Origin of the sequence: Paenibacillus sp. DMB5, from assembly GCF_001517085.1 — a bacterium.
In the GTDB taxonomy this organism is placed as follows: Bacteria; Bacillota; Bacilli; order Paenibacillales; family Paenibacillaceae; genus Paenibacillus_AQ.
Map to the genome: position 1 here is coordinate 98,728 of NZ_LRAC01000163.1, position 16,572 is coordinate 115,299.

The window sequence follows — 16,572 nt, forward strand, 5'->3', positions numbered from 1 at the left end:
GTTATCTGTCTGATTCAGCAGATACTGGCCGGCTCTGCCTGTGTTTGCGCTGCACTCTGGCGAACAAAACGGCGACCGGAAACAGCAATGCAGCAGCCGCCAGCAATGAAGCTCTGATAGAGAACCTGCTGCCGATATAACCGACTGCCGGTCCGCCGGCTGTCTGTCCAAGCGCGTCAGACTGGCTGATCAGAGACAATACGGTTGCCCGTGTCCTGCTCTCCAGTCTAAGGTTCAGCCAGGTTTTGTATATCGGCTCATTAACAGCGCCTGCCACCGCAAGAAGCAGCACTGCAGCCACTGCCTCATAAAAGCCCGGTGCGAGTGCAAGCAGCAGAATTGCCCCGATGCGTACCAGCGTCAGCATCAGCAAAGCTGCCGTGAGCACCTTCTCCTTGTGCATATCTATCCTGCGTTCAGCCATATGCACGGCAGGTATTGCCAGCAGCGTAGAAGAGGCGCTGATGATTCCGAACCACACTGCCATGGAGATCACACTGTCCGGAAACCCGATTCCTTCTATTAAGTGGATTTGCCATAACCGGTCATAGCCTTCGGAGGCTGCCCCGCTGAACAGGGTTACCACAGCCAGCAGGAGCAGCACCGGACTGTTGATCAGGACTGCAGCACCGCTCTGCCAGGTACGCGCCCATGCCTTGAACGAAGCAGCTTCTGCTTCCCGCTCCCCCCTGACGAAGCCTGTTTCCTTCATCAGGAGGGACAGGACAAGCCCCAGCATGAGATATATTAAACCTCCGGCGATGTAGGGCAGGTTCGGTGCTGCAAGCGATAACCCCACACTGGTTCCGGCACCGAGAAGGGAGGCGGCAAGAGAAGCCTTTTCCGCACGCATGAAAAGGTTCCCGGCTTTTCCATCCCCCAGCTCATCCATAATCCAGGCGGTGTCCGCGCCGCTGACAAAGGTCCAGCCGAGCCCGAACAGCAGCTGAGCGGCCATTACCCATGCAACGGCCGGCACGTCAGTCCCCAGGCCCGTAAACCAGACAATGCTTCCCTCCAGCAGGAAGCCGCAGCCCATGACCGTCACGCCTATGATTACGGACAGTCTGCGGCTGTATAAATCGGCAACCGCACCGGTAATTCCCTCAAAGACAAGCACTGTGATTTCCAGCACAGTTCCGATCAGCAGCAGCTCAAACGGACGGAGCCCGAGCTCAGTCACATAATAAATGCTGTAAGTAGTGAATATAGTGCTGCTTGCAAATGCCATAGTGAATACGAGCAGCAGGTACATTTGAGAAGCCTGTAATTTTCGCACAAGAGTTCCGCCTTTTCCTAAGGAATGTGCTCTAAGTATACGGAACCCTGTTCGTTGCTGCTGTTCCGTACTTGCGGATTGTCTCTTTGTGGACAGCTTATGGAACAGCAAAAAACCGGCCCCCTTGTCAGGAGACCGGCATAAAGTAGTTGGAAAAGTGAACTTGCCAAAACGGATCTTGCTTAAGGTTAAAAAAGAGTTACTTCACGCTGCTCTGTACAAGTGCAGCTACTTCCTCGGCCGTGCCGAGCTGCAGCGCTTTAGCAGCCATTTCCTTCATTTCAGCAGCAGACAGCTTGGAAATCTGGCTGCGGGCCGGCAGGATGGAAGTGGCGCTCATGCTGAATTCATCAAGACCAAGTCCCAGCAGAAGCGGAATCGCGGTGGAGTCACCAGCCATTTCGCCGCACATGCCGGTCCATTTGCCTTCAGCATGTGCCGCGTCGATTACGATTTTGACCAGACGCAGAATTGCCGGATTGTAAGGCTGATACAGGTAGGATACCTGCTCATTCATACGGTCGGCAGCCATTGTATATTGAATAAGGTCATTTGTTCCGATACTGAAGAAATCAACTTCCTTCGCGAACTGGTCAGCCAGCACAGCAGTAGAAGGAATCTCTACCATAATACCGAGCTGGATGTTGTCGGACACTTCCTTGCCTTCCTCACGCAGCTTCGCTTTCTCCTCAAGCAGGAGGTCACGGGCTGCACGGAATTCGCCAAGGGTAGCGATCATCGGGAACATAATCCGCAGGTCACCGTGTGCGCTTGCTCTGAGCAGGGCGCGCAGCTGTGTGCGGAAAATATCCTGACGGTCCAGACAGAGACGGATTGCCCGGAATCCGAGGAACGGATTCATTTCCTTCGGCAGATCCAGGTAAGGCAGCTCCTTGTCACCGCCGATATCGAGCGTGCGGACAACGACCGGCTTGCCGTTCATGTTCTCAAGCACGGTGCGGTACGCATTGTACTGTACTTCCTCGGAAGGCAGCTTGTCACGGCCCATGTAGAGGAATTCGGTACGGTACAGACCTACGCCCTCGCCGCCGTTCTCGATAACACCGGCAACATCGTTAGGCGTACCAATGTTGGCAGCCAGCTCGACATGCTTACCGTCAGCAGATACGGTTGCTTCATCGCGCAGCTTTTTCCACTCGGCGATTTGCAGGTCGTATGCTTCCTGCTTCGTCTTGTACTCAGCCACTTCAGCCTCGCTAGGGTTGATCAGCACGTCGCCGCTCAAACCGTCAACGATAACCAGATCGCCTGCTTTAACCAGCGACAGCACATTTTTGGTGCCGACAACCGCCGGAATTTCCAGGGAACGGGCCATAATCGCCGAATGTGAAGTACGTCCGCCGATATTGGTAGTGAAGCCTTTAACAAAATTACGGTTCAGCTGCGCAGTATCTGAAGGTGTCAGGTCCTGTGCAATAACGATAACCTCTTCACTGATCTCGGCAGGGCTGATATAGTGAATGCCCAGCAGGTGGTTCAGCACGCGCTTAGTTACATCGCGCATGTCGGCAGCACGTTCCTGGAGGTAGGCACTCTTCATATTCTCGAACATCGATACAAATTGTGAAGCAACTTCATTTAGCGCATAGTCTGCATTAACCGCTTCTTCACGGATTTTGTCCATTACCGGGCTGATCAGTTCAGGATCTTCAAGAATCAGCAGGTGAGATTCAAATATCTCCGCTTTCTTCTCGCCCAGCTCTGCAAGTGTGCGCTCCTTGATGGCCAGCAGCTCACCCTTGGATTTATCCAGGGCGGCCTGCAGCTTGGCCAGCTCGGCTTCCACATCACTTATTGAAGTCTTGGTAATGGTATAGTCCGGATGTTCCAGGATAAATGCACGGGCTACGGCAATACCTGCTGAAGCCGCGATTCCTGAAATTTTACTCATTAATTTCTCCCAGCCCTTCTTTGATCATTACATCCTGCAATGCGCTGAGTGCTTCTGCTTCTTCGCCGCCTTCAGTGATCAGGGTCAGTGTGTCGCCTGCTTCAAGGCCCAGGGACAATACGCCAAGGATAGATTTCAGGGTTACCTTTTTGCCTTTTGCTTCTGCAAATGCTTCAGTGCCTTTGAATTTAGTTGCTGTATTTACCAGTGCAGTTGCTGGACGTGCGTGAATTCCATCTTCATCAACAATTTTGAAAGTTTTTTGCATAATAATCCAACTCGCTTTCTGTTTATTTGGTATGGTTGTATGTTGCTTATCTATATGTGAGGGCAGCGCCTCCACTAAATTATAATGGATGCGCTGCGCCATTGCACATTTTACTGGATGGTGATGATGTCCTTATCGCCAATGGCAACCTTGCCAGGCTTCTTCAGGGTTACTGTTGAACCTTCCGGCAGATTGGAGAAGATGACCGGTGAAATGACGGAAGGCGCATTGGCTTTCACGTACTCCAGATCCACTTCCATAATCGGCTGTCCGGCAGCAACCAGATCGCCTTCCTCGACAAGCACTGTAAAGCCCTGGCCCTTCAGCTTCACTGTATTAACGCCGATGTGTACAAGCACTTCCTTGCCGCCGTCCGACATAATGCCGATCGCATGCTTGCTCGGGAATACATTGAATACCTTACCGTAGACCGGTGAAGCAATTTTACCGTCAGCGGACAGGAAGGCGAAGCCGTCACCTGTCATCTTCTGCGAGAAGACCGCATCCGGCACCTGGGTGATATCCATCAGCTCGCCGTTAACCGGAGATACGATATCCTCTGGGACGATCGCTTTACCCTCTTCTCCGGCGTGCTGTTCAAGCTCAGGCTGCGGAGCAACCGGTGCTGCGGCAGGGGTTCTGCCGTTCATAACATCCTGAATCTGCGACTTGATAGTATCGGAACGTGTTCCGAAGATCGCCTGGACGTTATTTCCGACTTCAAGCACCCCGGAGGCCCCCAGCTTCTTCAGGCGGTTCTTGTCCACGCCTGCTTTATCTTTAACCTCAACCCGCAGACGCGTAATACATGCATCCAGGTGAGCAATGTTCTCTTTACCGCCCAGTGCTGCCAGAATGTTGCGCGGCAGATCGTCTCCGCTTGTTGAAACAGCTTCTCCGCTTGTTTCTTCTGTCCCCTCGGAAGGCTCTTCACGTCCCGGGGTTCTAAGATTGAACTTGCGGATGACGAAACGGAATCCGAAGTAGTAGATTACCGCGATTACCAGACCTACCGGAATTACCAGCCACCAGGCAGTACGGTTCGGTATAATCCCGAACAGGACATAGTCGATGAAACCGCCGGAGAAAGTCATCCCGATTTTGACGTTCAGGATGTGCATGGTCATAAAGGAAAGGCCTGCGAATACCGCATGCACCGCAAACAGCAGTGGTGCTACGAACAGGAACGAGAATTCAAGCGGCTCGGTAATCCCTGTCAGGAATGAAGTGAGCGCTGCAGAAACCATCAAGCTTCCGACAATCTTTTTGTTCTCAGGTCTGGCTTCATGATAAATCGCCAGCGCTGCTGCCGGCAGTCCGAACATCATAAACGGATATTTACCAGTAGTGAAAGTACCCGCTGTGAATTCCACACCATCACGAAGCTGCTGCATGAAGATCCGCTGGTCACCGCGGACCAGTTCACCCGCTTTATCGATATAGCTGCCGAATTCATACCAGAACGGCGAGTAGAAGATGTGGTGCAGACCAAACGGAATCAGGGAACGCTCGATCACCCCGAAGATGAAGGCTGACAGCGTCAGATTCGTATTGATCATGCTCTGTGATACGTAGTTCAGGCCGTGCTGGATCGGCGGCCAGATGATCGTCAGTGCAAGACCGAGGATCAGCGAGGTAACAGCCGTCATAATCGGCACAAACCGTTTACCTGCAAAGAAACCCAGATAAGATGGCAGCTCTATACGGAAGAACCGCTTGTACATAGACGCCGCGAGTATCCCGACGAGTATACCGCCGAACACACCAGTCTGCAGTGTTGGAATCCCCAAAACACTAGCATACGCAAAGTCCTGCTTGCTCAGCACCCACTCATTGATCCCGAGCACGGTCCCCATAGTCACGTTCATGACCAGGAAACCGATAATAGCTGCAAGCCCTGCTACCCCTTCGCCGCCGGCCAGCCCGATGGCTACCCCAACTGCGAACAGAAGCGACAGGTTACTGAAGACAATCTGTCCCGAGTTCATTAATACATTGGCAATGGCTTGAACAACATCGTTCTCCAAAGCCGGAACGTATTGGAGGAAATCAGGATTAACAAGCATGTTGCCGATCCCGAGCAGCAGACCTGCCGCAGGCAGAATGGCTACAGGAAGCATAAGCGCTTTACCGACCCGCTGCAAAACGCCAAACAACTTCTTGAACATAGGTTCACTTCCTTAATATGATTTTCTCACCAGACAAAATGCCAAAAAAGGCATGAGCAATACAGCATATAGGTTGTCATCTAACGCTAAAGTTAGATTACCCCGAGTTAGGGGATTACAACCATAAATACTGTAAATCACTCATGCCTGATCGTATCAGTTACACGTTGGTATTCTGTTGGTCTTTCTTAACAGGGATTAGTTTAGCACCGATAATAAAAGAAAGCAAGCGCAAATTTGGTGCACTTCATTTTTATGCATCCAATTATAAATTTTAAAAGCATCAAGGGTTACCGTTGCTGCTCCATATCCGCCTCATCCTCTTTTTTCTGGGCAAGACGCTGCAGATGGATCGTTAAATAGCTGACCTCCGCCGGATATACAGGAATGCGGACCCGCTGCTCGATAATCTTGGTCAGCTTCCAGGACAGTGAATACATCTCCGGGTATTCCCGTTTCATCAGATTATCCAGAGAAGATGTCTCCCGAACCGTTTCCCCGCGGCGCAGCCGTTCCAGTACGAACCGCAGATGGGTAACCAGACGCGAATAATCCAGCGAATCCCGCGGAATCCGGTAATCCAGATTATCCTCCACAATCGCCACCAGATCCCCGATCAGCAGAGAATGCTCGCGCACCTCGGAGATATGCCTGTTACTGAGCGCACTGACGATATGCAGCGCCACGAAACCGATCTCATCCGGAGGAAGCGTGACAGCCATCGTCTCGTTAATCCGTTCAACCGCATATTCGGCCAGCCTGTATTCTTCCGGATAGATCTCTTTTGTCTCATACAGAAAAGGGTTATGAATGGCGATATTCTGTTCATTGCGCCGGATGGCAAAGGAAATATGGTCAGTCAGGGCAATATGGATATGCTCGTTCAGGGGCTGGTTGCTGCTCTGCATAATATGCAGAACGATTTCCTGCACAACCTCTATCAGTTTCTCGTCCACCTGGGGGACCAGTTGCTTATATTGTTCCTGCTCTTCCTGGTTGCGGAGAATAAACATCTTCTCTACAGAGGACAGAGTGATTTGATCACGGCTTTTACGGTTATACCCGATCCCTTTGCCGATTACAACTACCTCGGCATACTGGGGGTGCTGGGCAATGATAACATTGTTATTGAGTACCTTGGCTACAGTTATGCTGCCCAATTCCGACACCTCTTTTAATTCTGAATACCTGTTGCTTCAAAGCAGCCGTCTGTCTTAGCAGCATGCGTAAATTATACTTGAGGTACCATCATAACATCAACATGAGGTTATTAGAAGAGCGTCTCGAAAGCAGCATTTATTTGACCCGGAAGGTTTTGTATGAATATTTGTAGACCAGGAAAAGTGCAATGACCATATAAACAGCAGCAGCCAGAAGCACCAGCATCGCAAATTGTCCCGGGGCGCCCTTAAACTGCATACTGATTACTGCCACACCCATAATGATGCTGTTGACTATGCTGAAAAACGGATTTTTCACATTTAATTCGGTGCTGTAGGGCTGAAAGATATAGTACATAAACAAATGGTGGACGGAGAAAAAGAGAGAAAGTCCCAGCACTGTCGCGCTGTAAATAAGCGAATCTGCTGCACTCCAGCTTTCAGCGGACAGGAAAATCAGCAGGTTCATTGCTATACAGATCGCCGCAGCCGGAATCAGATTAAGACCGCTGATCCGCAGCAGCCGGACGCGGAAATTGCTCAGAATAGCTGAGCGGTCACGATAAAAACCATAACGCAGCAGACTAAGGTCGCAGTTGAAGAACATCGCTTTGCAGACCAGCTCTCCAATTGAGGTAAAGTTCATCACGATGACAAACACAGGCAAAGCCCTGACCAAATAACTGGCCAGCCGGGAAGACAGCTCCGGTGCGACCAGCTGCAGCAGCAGTCCTATGGCAAAAAGCACGCCAATGATCATCAGCCGGCGCTGAATCGGCTGCACCAGAAACCGCCTGTGCCGGGAAAAGAAAATCGCATTCAAGTAAGCATAACCGCTCTTTCCGGCGAACTGCTCCGGCCGCAGCTGATCAGCCGAGAAATCCTGTTCCTTGGTTTCAACCTGCTTCAGATTGGCCTCTTTCATCATGCGTCCCATATCCAGCAGCGGGTCATCTATTTCGGTTACGGCATCTACCGCACTGCGGTACCTCGGGTATCTCGCAATATAAACGGCGGCAATGATTCCCGGCAGCAGCGCTGCCAGAACTGCAGGCAGACTGAACAGCACAGCATCCATGTCCAGCAGCGCACTGCCTGTATAGAGCGGCAGAAAAGCAAGCAGATATCCGGCTCCGATTACCGACCAGACCAGCACGTTCTGTTTAACGACTACAATCTCCTTACGGTCAAAAATACGCAAATGCACCGCTTCAGCGGCTGTACGCCAAAAGGTCAGCAGAAGTGCCAGCAGAAGCCCATGCCAGAGCGGAGCACCGTAGAGACCTGCAAACACCATCATCGCCGGCACAAAATAAATAAAAAAGCTTACGCCCCTGAGTCCCATCACCGCATGCATATACTTGTCGGCAGGCATGCGCATCAGCTTGACACAGATATACTTGTCGCGCTTAGGCTCCAGAATAACTGCGTTTGACACCGCGCTGACCCCAAAACTCAGCAGAAGCAGGATGTGCAGATATAAATTGTATTGCTGCGGCTGCGTCAGGTCACCGCCGGCAAGTGATACCGGCAGATAGATAATCAGACCCAGATAAGCAAATCTGGTCAGAAAGCCGTACAGAATCCGCAGGATAAGCGCTGCGATCGTGAAAGACTTTTTGAGCGTCCGGTTGGAATATACGTTATCTTTCATCAGGGTGCCCAGCCAGGGGATTCTCATGAAATAGTACATGATCCGGTTGGCGCCGGATACACCCCGGATGTCCATAATCGTATTAAGTGTGCTAAGCATGGCTGTTCCCGTCCTTCAGCAGCGCGATAATCTTCTCCTCAAATTCCGGGCTGCGCAGCAGGTCTGCCGGGATTTCCTGAAGGATACCGTTGTTCAGAATGACCAGCTCATCACACAGGTCTGCGGCAAGCTGCAGAATATGAGTAGAGAAAATAATAATATGATCCTGCTTCATCTCCCGCAGCAGCTTCTTGATCTCAAGCGCCACAACGACATCGAACGAGGTCAGCGGCTCGTCCAGCAGAATCAGCGGCGGCCGGGTGATAATGAAGCACAGCATCTGGATTTTGTTCTTCATCCCGTGGGAATAGCCTTTAATCAGCCTGTGGCGGTCCTCTTCCTCAAAAGAGATAATATTAAAATAATCCTCGACAGTCCGTCCGGGCTGAATTTTATCCCGGTTGATGTCCATATAGAATTTCACAAACTCATAACCGGTCAGAAACTCCGGCAGAATCGGCAGGGAGAAGACATATCCGATCTCATTTTCGGTGAGCGGCAGACTGACCTCATTCCTCTTAAGGAAGGCCCCGCCGCTGTCCATCCGGACCTCACCGCTCAGACAGTTGAACAGTGAGGTTTTACCTGCCCCGTTACGGCCCAGGAGGCCATATATTTTTCCTTTTTCAAATGTGAAATCGACGCCTTTCAGCACTTGTTTATCGTTGTAGCTTTTCCTGATGTTGTCCAGTATGAGCTCCATTCCGTTCTCCCCCAGTCGGTACCGCTATCAAGAAATCAGCACGTCTTCCCGGATTAGAGACGTGCTGATTCCTGAATGCTGTCATGCGTGAAAAGCTTGCACAGTCTGGTATGATCCCTTCACAGGCAGAGCCTGTGAAGCTTACTCCTTATGCTCTTTAACTGCTGCGGGGCTGGCCGGCACCACTTGAACCGGGCTTCCCCCCGATGCCGGTACGGATTTCTGGGTCAGCCCTTTGATCAGCGCCTCTACATCAATGCCGGAGACGCTCTTGAGCATTTCCGGTGCCGTGGACATCAGCTGGGTCACATAATTGCTGACCCGGGCAGCCCCTTCGCCATTGCCGGTATCGACAACAGTGAGCTTGTCGATGGAAGCGATCGGCTCGGCAACCTTGCCGGCCAGCTCAGGCAGCATCTTGACGATGATGTCGAGCACCGCCGCTTCGCCGAATTTCTGGAATGCCTCGGCCAGCTTCTCCTTGGCTTCCGCTTCGGCAAGACCGCGCGCCCGGATAACTTCGGCTTCCGCTTTACCTTTGGCCAGCTCGGCATCGGCCATCGCCTGGCCTTCAAGCCGCTTCTGCTCCGAGGTCGCCTGCGCCTGCTTCTCGATGCTGTACTGCAGGGCGTCCGCTTCGCGCATCCGTCTCGCTTTATCTGCTTCTGCCGCCTGCTCTACAGCGTAGCGGTCAGCTTCCGCTTTCTTCTTCACTTCGGCATCATACTGCTTCTCACGGACCTGGATCTCTTTGGCCTGGAGGTCGATTTCGCGCTCCTTGCGGACCAGCTCAACCTTCATCTGCTCCTCGACCACCGTCTGCTTGGCCCGGGCTTCCTGAATGTGATACGCCTGGTCGGCTTCCGCCTTGGCTGTATCCTGATCGCGCTTAAACGCGGCAACCTTCAGCTGATTGTCCTTGGACGCTTCGGCAATGTTCGTATCACGCAGCAGCTCCGCCTTCTGCCCCTGCTCCTCGGCATTGGCCTTCTGAATCCGCGCATCCCGCATCGCTTCGGCTTCGGCAATTTCCGCATCGCGCTTCACTGCCGCAATCCGCGGTTTCCCGAGCGCTTCCAGATATCCGTGCTTGTCACGCACATCCTTGATCGTGAATGAAACGATCTGCAGCCCCATTTTCTTCAGATCACGCGCTGCAACTCCTTGTACCTCCTGGGCAAACCGGTCACGGTTACGGTATACCTCTTCAACGGTCATCGAGCCGAGAATGGCCCGCAGATGGCCCTCCAGCACTTCCTGGGCCTCACTCTTGAGTGCTTCAATCGGCTTGCCCATGAACTGCTCGGCGGCCGTCGCGACATCCTCGGTCGAGCTGCCGACCTTGATAATCGCCACACCGTCCGCAATAACCGGAACGCCTTGCTCCGTATACACTTCAGGCGTTGTTACATCAAGCTTGTGGGAGAGCAACGACATGAATTCGGCCTTCTGGAACACAGGCAGGATAAAGGCGCCGCCGCCGCGTACAATCTTGATCTTGCGGCCGGAGCCGTCATCGGAAATGTGATTTTTGCCGAGGAATGAACCGGTAACAATCATCCCTTCATCCGGTCCGACTGTCTTATAGCGGGCCCAGAACGCAATCCCCAGAACGAACAGCACAGCTACAACTACTGCAGGAATAAACAAATAATCAGGTACACCGAACATTACACATCCGCTCCTTTTCTCTCTTCAAATTCAGATACCAGCGCGACGCCTTCCCTTACTTCAATCACTACCACCTTGCTGCCGGCAGGCAGGGACATCTGTTCAAAGCTCGCTGCCGTATGCAGGCTGTTGCCTGCGCCGAACTTCACCATCACTTCGCCGTAGCCTGCCGCGGGAACCGGAACGGTAATTTCTCCGATCCTGCCGGGCAGATCCTGCATCGAGAAGCCAGTGGACACCTCGCTTTTATCCATAGGCTTGATGACTGCAAGGAACAGGAGTACTGCCATAAAGGCTGCTATCAGCAGGGACAAGGCAAGAATTGCGCCGTCTTCCAGCCCGCTGTAGCGTGTCAGCAGAACACCAGCCCCCCCGAAGACGGTGATGCCGCCTGCGAGTACCGTAGGGTTCAGAAAATCAAATGAAACGATATCAAATAACCCGTGCAGGGCATTCCCGATCAGATCCCCCACCAGCACACTAACCACCGCAAAAATTACGCCCAGCGCCAAACAGCCCAAGTATAGCGTTTGCATAATTTTCTCCTCCCGTCATGTAGTTACGGACTGTCATACCAATATAAACGCACAAAGCATGTCCTTGGTTTCACATACTTGGATTTTTATCTCATTAATGGTTCATGTAAGCGTGCGCCCTGATGTCATCCGCCTGTCTCTATGATACACTTATAGGAGCGTGAATCGGAACTTTTTTACAATAAAGAAGGGGAAATGGCGATGAGAAATCAGCAGGAAATGATGAGTCTGATTGTGGAAACCGCAGCTGCGGATGAGCGTATCCGGGCAGTCTATATGAACGGTTCGAGAACAAACGTGAATGCGCCGAAGGATATTTTTCAGGATTACGATATTGTATACGTGGTAACAGAGACGGAATCTTTTCTAAAGGACAGGGGCTGGACCGGCAGATTCGGTGAACTGCTGATTATGCAGGAGCCGGACCAAAATGACTGGTTTCCCGGCAGTGTAATCGATGTCAGCCGCAGATACGCTTACCTGATGCTCTTCCGTGACGGCAACCGTATCGATCTTACCCTGCTCTCCAGAGATGCCGTATCGGACGAATACCTTGCTGATAAGCTCACCGTTCCTCTGCTGGATAAGGACGGCATTCTGCCTCCGGCTGAGGCGCCAACCGATATGGATTACTGGGTAAAAAGACCATCGGAAGCGCGTTACCTGGGTTCCTGTAATGAATTCTGGTGGTGTCTGCAAAATGTGGCCAAAGGCCTCTGGCGCGACGAGCTGCCCTATGCCAAGCACATGTTCGAGCATTATGTAAGGGATGAGCTGGATACCATGATCTCCTGGTGGATCGGCACCCGGCATGATTTCAGCATTTCCGCAGGTAAAATGGGCAAATACTTCAAACGCCTGCTTCCGCCGCAGTACTGGGAAATGTATGAACAGACTTATTCTGACGGCAATCCCGACCATTTCTGGGATGCTGTATTTACTGCCTGCGGGCTGTTCCGGACACTCGCCGCAGAGGTGGCAGCGAAGCTGTCCTATACTTATCCTGATCATGAGGACAGGAATATGACGGCTTACCTGCAGCAGGTCAGGGAATTGCCGGCGGATGCCGAAGACATCTGGTAATATCTTATAGCGCAATAAACAAGGGGTGTCCCTGGCCATTGATACGGCCAGGGGACACCCCTTTTCACTGACAAATGCAAGAGAGTTAAGACAGCTCTTACAGTGACATCTTATAAATTTCTACAACATCCTCACGGTCCAGCTTGCGGAAGTTGCCGAACGGCCCGAAGCGGACCGCCTTGTCGGCCATGCTGCCGATTTCACTGTCGTCGATGTCGTAATCGCCGAGCGTCTTCGGTGCGCCGATGGAATCCCAGAAGCTGCGGAGTGCTTCAATGCCCTCAAGTCCGGCTTCCTCGTCGGTTTTGCCGGAAGCATCCACTCCGAATACATTTACGGCAAGCTGGCGGAAGCGGGCAGGGTTGGTGCTGAGGTTATATTTCATCCACTGCGGGAACAGGATCGCCAGACCGCCGCCATGCGGGATGTCATAAACGGCGGATACAGCATGCTCGATATTGTGCGTGGCCCAGTCTCCGGCGAAGCCCATGCTGACCATGCCGTTCAGCGCCATCGTACCACAGTACATAATCGTCTCACGCAGCTCATAATTCTCCAGATCCTCGATCAGCTTCGGAGCCGCTTCGATGACGGTGCGCAGCAGCGCTTCGCAGAAGCCGTCCTGCAGCGGCGTGTTGGTGTCGGTGTGGAAGTAATGCTCAAGGGTATGGGACATGATGTCCACCATCCCGTATACTGTCTGGTCGCGCGGCAGGGAGAAGGTGTTCACAGGATCAAGAATCGAGAATGCCGGATAGGCGTGAACGCTGCCCCAGCCCATTTTTTCCTTGGTAACTTCGTTGGTGATTACCGAGCCGTTGTTCATTTCCGAGCCCGTTGCTGCCATAGTCAGCACTGTACCCAGGGGAAGGGCATCCTGCGGAGCCGCCTTGCGCTCCACGAAATCCCACATATCCCCGTCGTACTTTGCCCCGACAGCTACAGCCTTGGCGCAGTCCAGCACACTTCCGCCGCCCACAGCAAGAATAAGCTCAATGTTGTGCTCGCGGCACAGCTCCACGCCTTTATGTACAGTCGTCAGACGCGGATTAGGCTCAACACCGGCCAGCTCTGTAACAACAGCACCGGCTGCGCTCAGCTCGGCAAGCACATTATCATAAAGACCGCTGCGCTTGATGCTGCCGCCCCCGTACATCAGCAGGACATTCTTGCCGTACTTCGGCACTTCCGTCCGCAGTGCCTGCAGCGTACCTTGTCCAAAAATCAGTTTGGTCGGATTATAAAATTCAAACTTGCGCATATGTCTTAACCTCCATTAATTTAATTCAAATATAGGATGCAGGATTATATTATAGACCTCCGGCGGGCCGCATACAAATCCGGACTGGAATCTTTTCTCTTCCGGTACAGGATAAAGAAATGCCCCGCGCCATCAGAGGCCGGGACATTCCGGTATGCTTGTATTTATTGTGCACCAAAGCTCTGAACGAACCGGCGGAATGCTGCCTGGCCTTCCGGTGTCCGTTTGTACACTCCGGCATGCTCCAGAATATGTGTGAACTTGATGCCCACCTCGTTCTGGACTGTTTTGACTGCTTCTTCACGGGCAAGCCCTGTGCCGAAACGTTCCACCAGCTCGTCAATCCAGAAGGCGTGCAGCGCCAGCGCATGCCCTTCCTCTGTCTTGACCGCCTCAAGCAGCGCCTGATCTCCGGCCAGGATACCGGCCACAGCGTCAAGCTCTTCCTTCAGGCGTCCAGGAAGAATCGCCAGACCCATAACCTCAATCAGGCCGATATTCTCCTTCTTGATATGGTGCATCTCACGGTGCGGATGGAAGATTCCTTCCGGATACTCCTCGCTGGTCCGGTTGTTGCGCAGCACCAGATCCATCTCGAAGCCGCCGTCTTCCGACCGGCGCACGATCGGTGTAACCGTGTTGTGCGGTGTCTGTACGCCTTCAACGTCGCTGAATGCCAGTACATCGGCTTCAGGATCGCTGTAGCCCTTCCAGGCCTCATACAGCGCGTTTCCGCATTCCAGCAGCACGGCCGGATCATTGCCGCCAAGACGCAGCACGGACATCGGCCATTTCACGATGCTCAGGCTAACGCCGGGATAAGCAGGATGAGTGTAGCTGTCCTCCTTAGGCGCTTTCTGGATCGGGAATGTATGCCGTCCGCCTTGGAAATGATCGTGGGTCAGGATGGACCCGCCGACAATCGGCAGATCGGCATTGGAGCCGATGAAATAATGCGGGAACGACTCTACAAAAGAGAGCAGCCGCTTCAGCGTATCCTTCGTCAGCTTCATCGGCACATGATCGTGATGGAACACGATGCAGTGCTCGTTGTAGTACACGTACGGCGAGTACTGGAAGAACCATTTCTCGTTATTCAGCTCGAGCGGAATAATGCGCAGGTTCTGGCGCGGCGGATGGTTGACCCGGCCGGCATAGCCGACATTCTCGCGGCAGAGCTGGCATTTCGGATAAACCGGCGGCGGAAGCAGCCGGGCCATCGCGATTTCCTTCGGACTTTTCTCCGGCTTGGACAGGTTGATCGTCATCTCGATATCGCCGTATGGCGAATCCTGAAGCCAATAGACGTTCTTGGCGACACGGTCCATCCGGATATAATTGGAATCAATGCTGAGCTTGTAGAAGCGGTCAGTAGCTGCTGCAATTCCCTGCTCAGCGGCAAGGCTCTTGAACTCGGCATTGACCTCAGACGGCCGGGCCATCAGCAGACCCATAATTTTGGCATCCAGCAGGTCGCGGTACGTGTCGGTGTTCTCAGGAATGAGGCCGATCGAGAAGCCGTAGTCAATCAGTGCATCAAGCAGAGTCTGCGGACTTTCCAGCGGAGCTTCATTGAATGCTCCGGCATACGGCTCGCTGAAGCCAAACTGGTCCAGCAGCTCGTTGCGGCTGTAATCCACATCCGCCGGCTGGATCAGCTGCTGGTGCTGTGCGAACAGGACAAGCTGTTCGATGGCATACAGAGCCTTCTCTGCGGCGGGAGCGGCAGTATTATCGTTAGACATGTTAACTCTCCATTCTCCTTATTCAGGTGTAGCCTCTTGTCTGTATTATTCTCCGTAGCCTTGCGGATTGGCGGAATGCCAGTTCCAGGCGCTCTGGATAATTTCTTCAATGTCTGCCTTCTGTGGATTCCAGCCCAGCACCGACCGTGCTTTGGCCGAGGAAGCCACCAGCACTGCCGGGTCACCGGCGCGGCGTTCCTGGATCACAACCGGAATGTCCCGGCCGGTCACCTTGCGGGCCGATTCAATGACCTGCTTCACCGAGAAGCCAAGTCCGTTGCCGAGGTTGAAGACATTGCTGGCACTGCCGCTGCGCAGGTAGGTTACCGCGCGGATATGGGCGTCAGCCAGATCGCTGACATGGATATAGTCACGGACACAGGTTCCGTCTTCTGTCGGATAGTCGTCACCGAACACTGCAATGCTCTCGCGCTGTCCAAGAGCGGTCTGCAGCACCAGCGGAACGAGATGGCTCTCCGGACGGTGGTCTTCACCGATCTTGCCGCTGGCATGTGCGCCGGCTGCGTTGAAGTAGCGGAGGGCCACATACTTGATGCCCAGCACTTTGTCGAACCAGGCCATCATGCGCTCCATGGTCAGCTTGGTTTCACCATAGACATTCGCCGGCTCGGTCCGGTCGCTTTCTTCAATCGGCACCTTCTCAGGTTCGCCGTAGGTTGCCGCTGTGGAGGAAAAGACGATTTTGTCTACACCCGCATGCTGCATGGCTTCCAGAAGACACTGCGTACCGTACACGTTATTGTCGTAGTATTTAACAGGGTCTTTCATGCTCTCGCCGACAAGGGAGCTGGCTGCGAAATGGATGACTGCTTCAATTTTATTTTCGGAGAAAAGCTTTGCCAGGAGCTCTTTGTCACGCAGATCACCCTCATACAGCTTGCCGCCCAGCAGCGCCTCTCGGTGCCCGGTCAGCAGATTGTCAATGATTACAACCTCTTCACCCCGGTCCAGCAGCTCCGCTACCGTATGGGACCCGATATACCCTGCTCCGCCTGTTACTAAAATTGCCATC

At 53.0% G+C, this 16,572-nt stretch carries 13 protein-coding genes; 1 reads left to right on the forward strand and 12 read right to left on the reverse strand.

Annotation, left to right across the window (positions count from 1 at the left end; genetic code table 11):
- Position 1: 1 nt before the first annotated feature.
- From AWJ19_RS30245 to AWJ19_RS30285, 9 genes are all read right to left on the reverse strand, one after another.
- Complete coding sequence (locus AWJ19_RS30245; RefSeq protein ID WP_241781941.1) at positions 2–1,279, reverse strand: MFS transporter; 1,278 nt, start codon at positions 1,277–1,279, stop codon at positions 2–4.
- Between the two features lie 199 nt (positions 1,280–1,478).
- Entirely contained in the window at positions 1,479–3,191 is a 1,713-nt protein-coding gene (gene ptsP / locus AWJ19_RS30250; RefSeq protein ID WP_068729077.1) for a phosphoenolpyruvate--protein phosphotransferase, read from the reverse strand.
- Positions 3,184–3,459: an HPr family phosphocarrier protein gene (locus AWJ19_RS30255; RefSeq protein WP_039871440.1), complete on the reverse strand. Its 276-nt coding sequence runs from the start codon at positions 3,457–3,459 to the stop codon at positions 3,184–3,186. The genes ptsP and AWJ19_RS30255 overlap by 8 nt, the downstream gene beginning before the upstream one ends.
- A gap of 110 nt (positions 3,460–3,569) precedes the next feature.
- Positions 3,570–5,627, reverse strand: a complete 2,058-nt coding sequence (gene ptsG / locus AWJ19_RS30260) for a glucose-specific PTS transporter subunit IIBC (protein WP_068729079.1) — start codon at positions 5,625–5,627, stop codon at positions 3,570–3,572.
- Positions 5,628–5,917: 290 nt separating this feature from the next.
- Positions 5,918–6,787, reverse strand: coding sequence for a PRD domain-containing protein (locus AWJ19_RS30265; protein ID WP_068729081.1), 870 nt, complete (start codon positions 6,785–6,787; stop codon positions 5,918–5,920).
- A 136-nt stretch (positions 6,788–6,923) separates the two neighbouring features.
- Entirely contained in the window at positions 6,924–8,540 is a 1,617-nt protein-coding gene (locus AWJ19_RS30270) for a hypothetical protein (protein WP_068729083.1), read from the reverse strand.
- Entirely contained in the window at positions 8,533–9,243 is a 711-nt protein-coding gene (locus AWJ19_RS30275; RefSeq protein WP_068729085.1) for an ABC transporter ATP-binding protein, read from the reverse strand. The genes AWJ19_RS30270 and AWJ19_RS30275 overlap by 8 nt, the downstream gene beginning before the upstream one ends.
- Before the next feature lie 141 nt (positions 9,244–9,384).
- A complete protein-coding gene (locus AWJ19_RS30280) occupies positions 9,385–10,914 on the reverse strand; it encodes a flotillin family protein (RefSeq protein ID WP_068729087.1) in 1,530 nt (509 codons plus the stop codon).
- On the reverse strand, positions 10,914–11,450 hold the full coding sequence (locus tag AWJ19_RS30285) for a protease (RefSeq protein ID WP_068729089.1): 537 nt from the start codon (positions 11,448–11,450) through the stop codon (positions 10,914–10,916). Before AWJ19_RS30285 ends, AWJ19_RS30280 begins: the two co-directional genes overlap by 1 nt.
- A 201-nt stretch (positions 11,451–11,651) precedes the next feature.
- Between AWJ19_RS30285 and AWJ19_RS30290 the strand changes: the two genes are divergently transcribed.
- Complete coding sequence (locus tag AWJ19_RS30290) at positions 11,652–12,533, forward strand: aminoglycoside 6-adenylyltransferase (protein WP_082708210.1); 882 nt, start codon at positions 11,652–11,654, stop codon at positions 12,531–12,533.
- Positions 12,534–12,630: 97 nt separating this feature from the next.
- Here AWJ19_RS30290 and AWJ19_RS30295 read toward each other — a convergent pair whose 3' ends face one another.
- From AWJ19_RS30295 to galE, 3 genes are all read right to left on the reverse strand, one after another.
- The gene (locus AWJ19_RS30295; RefSeq protein WP_068729094.1) at positions 12,631–13,794 is read right to left on the reverse strand and encodes an iron-containing alcohol dehydrogenase; all 1,164 of its coding nucleotides are present in this window, start codon (positions 13,792–13,794) and stop codon (positions 12,631–12,633) included.
- A 164-nt stretch (positions 13,795–13,958) separates the two neighbouring features.
- Positions 13,959–15,539, reverse strand: a complete 1,581-nt coding sequence (locus tag AWJ19_RS30300) for a UDP-glucose--hexose-1-phosphate uridylyltransferase (protein ID WP_068729096.1) — start codon at positions 15,537–15,539, stop codon at positions 13,959–13,961.
- A 45-nt stretch (positions 15,540–15,584) separates the two neighbouring features.
- Complete coding sequence (gene galE / locus AWJ19_RS30305) at positions 15,585–16,571, reverse strand: UDP-glucose 4-epimerase GalE (protein WP_068729098.1); 987 nt, start codon at positions 16,569–16,571, stop codon at positions 15,585–15,587.
- Position 16,572 lies beyond the last annotated feature (1 nt).

Bases quoted from the DNA above. Each gene is read 5' to 3' on its own strand.
- ptsP (WP_068729077.1), bottom strand. From the start codon at position 3,191: ATGAGTAAAATTTCAGGAATCGCGGCTTCAGCAGGTATTGCCGTAGCC.
- AWJ19_RS30255 (WP_039871440.1), bottom strand. From the start codon at position 3,459: ATGCAAAAAACTTTCAAAATTGTTGATGAAGATGGAATTCACGCACGT.
- ptsG (WP_068729079.1), bottom strand. From the start codon at position 5,627: ATGTTCAAGAAGTTGTTTGGCGTTTTGCAGCGGGTCGGTAAAGCGCTT.
- AWJ19_RS30270 (WP_068729083.1), bottom strand. From the start codon at position 8,540: ATGCTTAGCACACTTAATACGATTATGGACATCCGGGGTGTATCCGGC.
- AWJ19_RS30275 (WP_068729085.1), bottom strand. From the start codon at position 9,243: ATGGAGCTCATACTGGACAACATCAGGAAAAGCTACAACGATAAACAA.
- AWJ19_RS30280 (WP_068729087.1), bottom strand. From the start codon at position 10,914: ATGTTCGGTGTACCTGATTATTTGTTTATTCCTGCAGTAGTTGTAGCT.
- AWJ19_RS30285 (WP_068729089.1), bottom strand. From the start codon at position 11,450: ATGCAAACGCTATACTTGGGCTGTTTGGCGCTGGGCGTAATTTTTGCG.
- AWJ19_RS30290 (WP_082708210.1), top strand. From the start codon at position 11,652: ATGAGAAATCAGCAGGAAATGATGAGTCTGATTGTGGAAACCGCAGCT.
- AWJ19_RS30295 (WP_068729094.1), bottom strand. From the start codon at position 13,794: ATGCGCAAGTTTGAATTTTATAATCCGACCAAACTGATTTTTGGACAA.
- AWJ19_RS30300 (WP_068729096.1), bottom strand. From the start codon at position 15,539: ATGTCTAACGATAATACTGCCGCTCCCGCCGCAGAGAAGGCTCTGTAT.
- galE (WP_068729098.1), bottom strand. From the start codon at position 16,571: ATGGCAATTTTAGTAACAGGCGGAGCAGGGTATATCGGGTCCCATACG.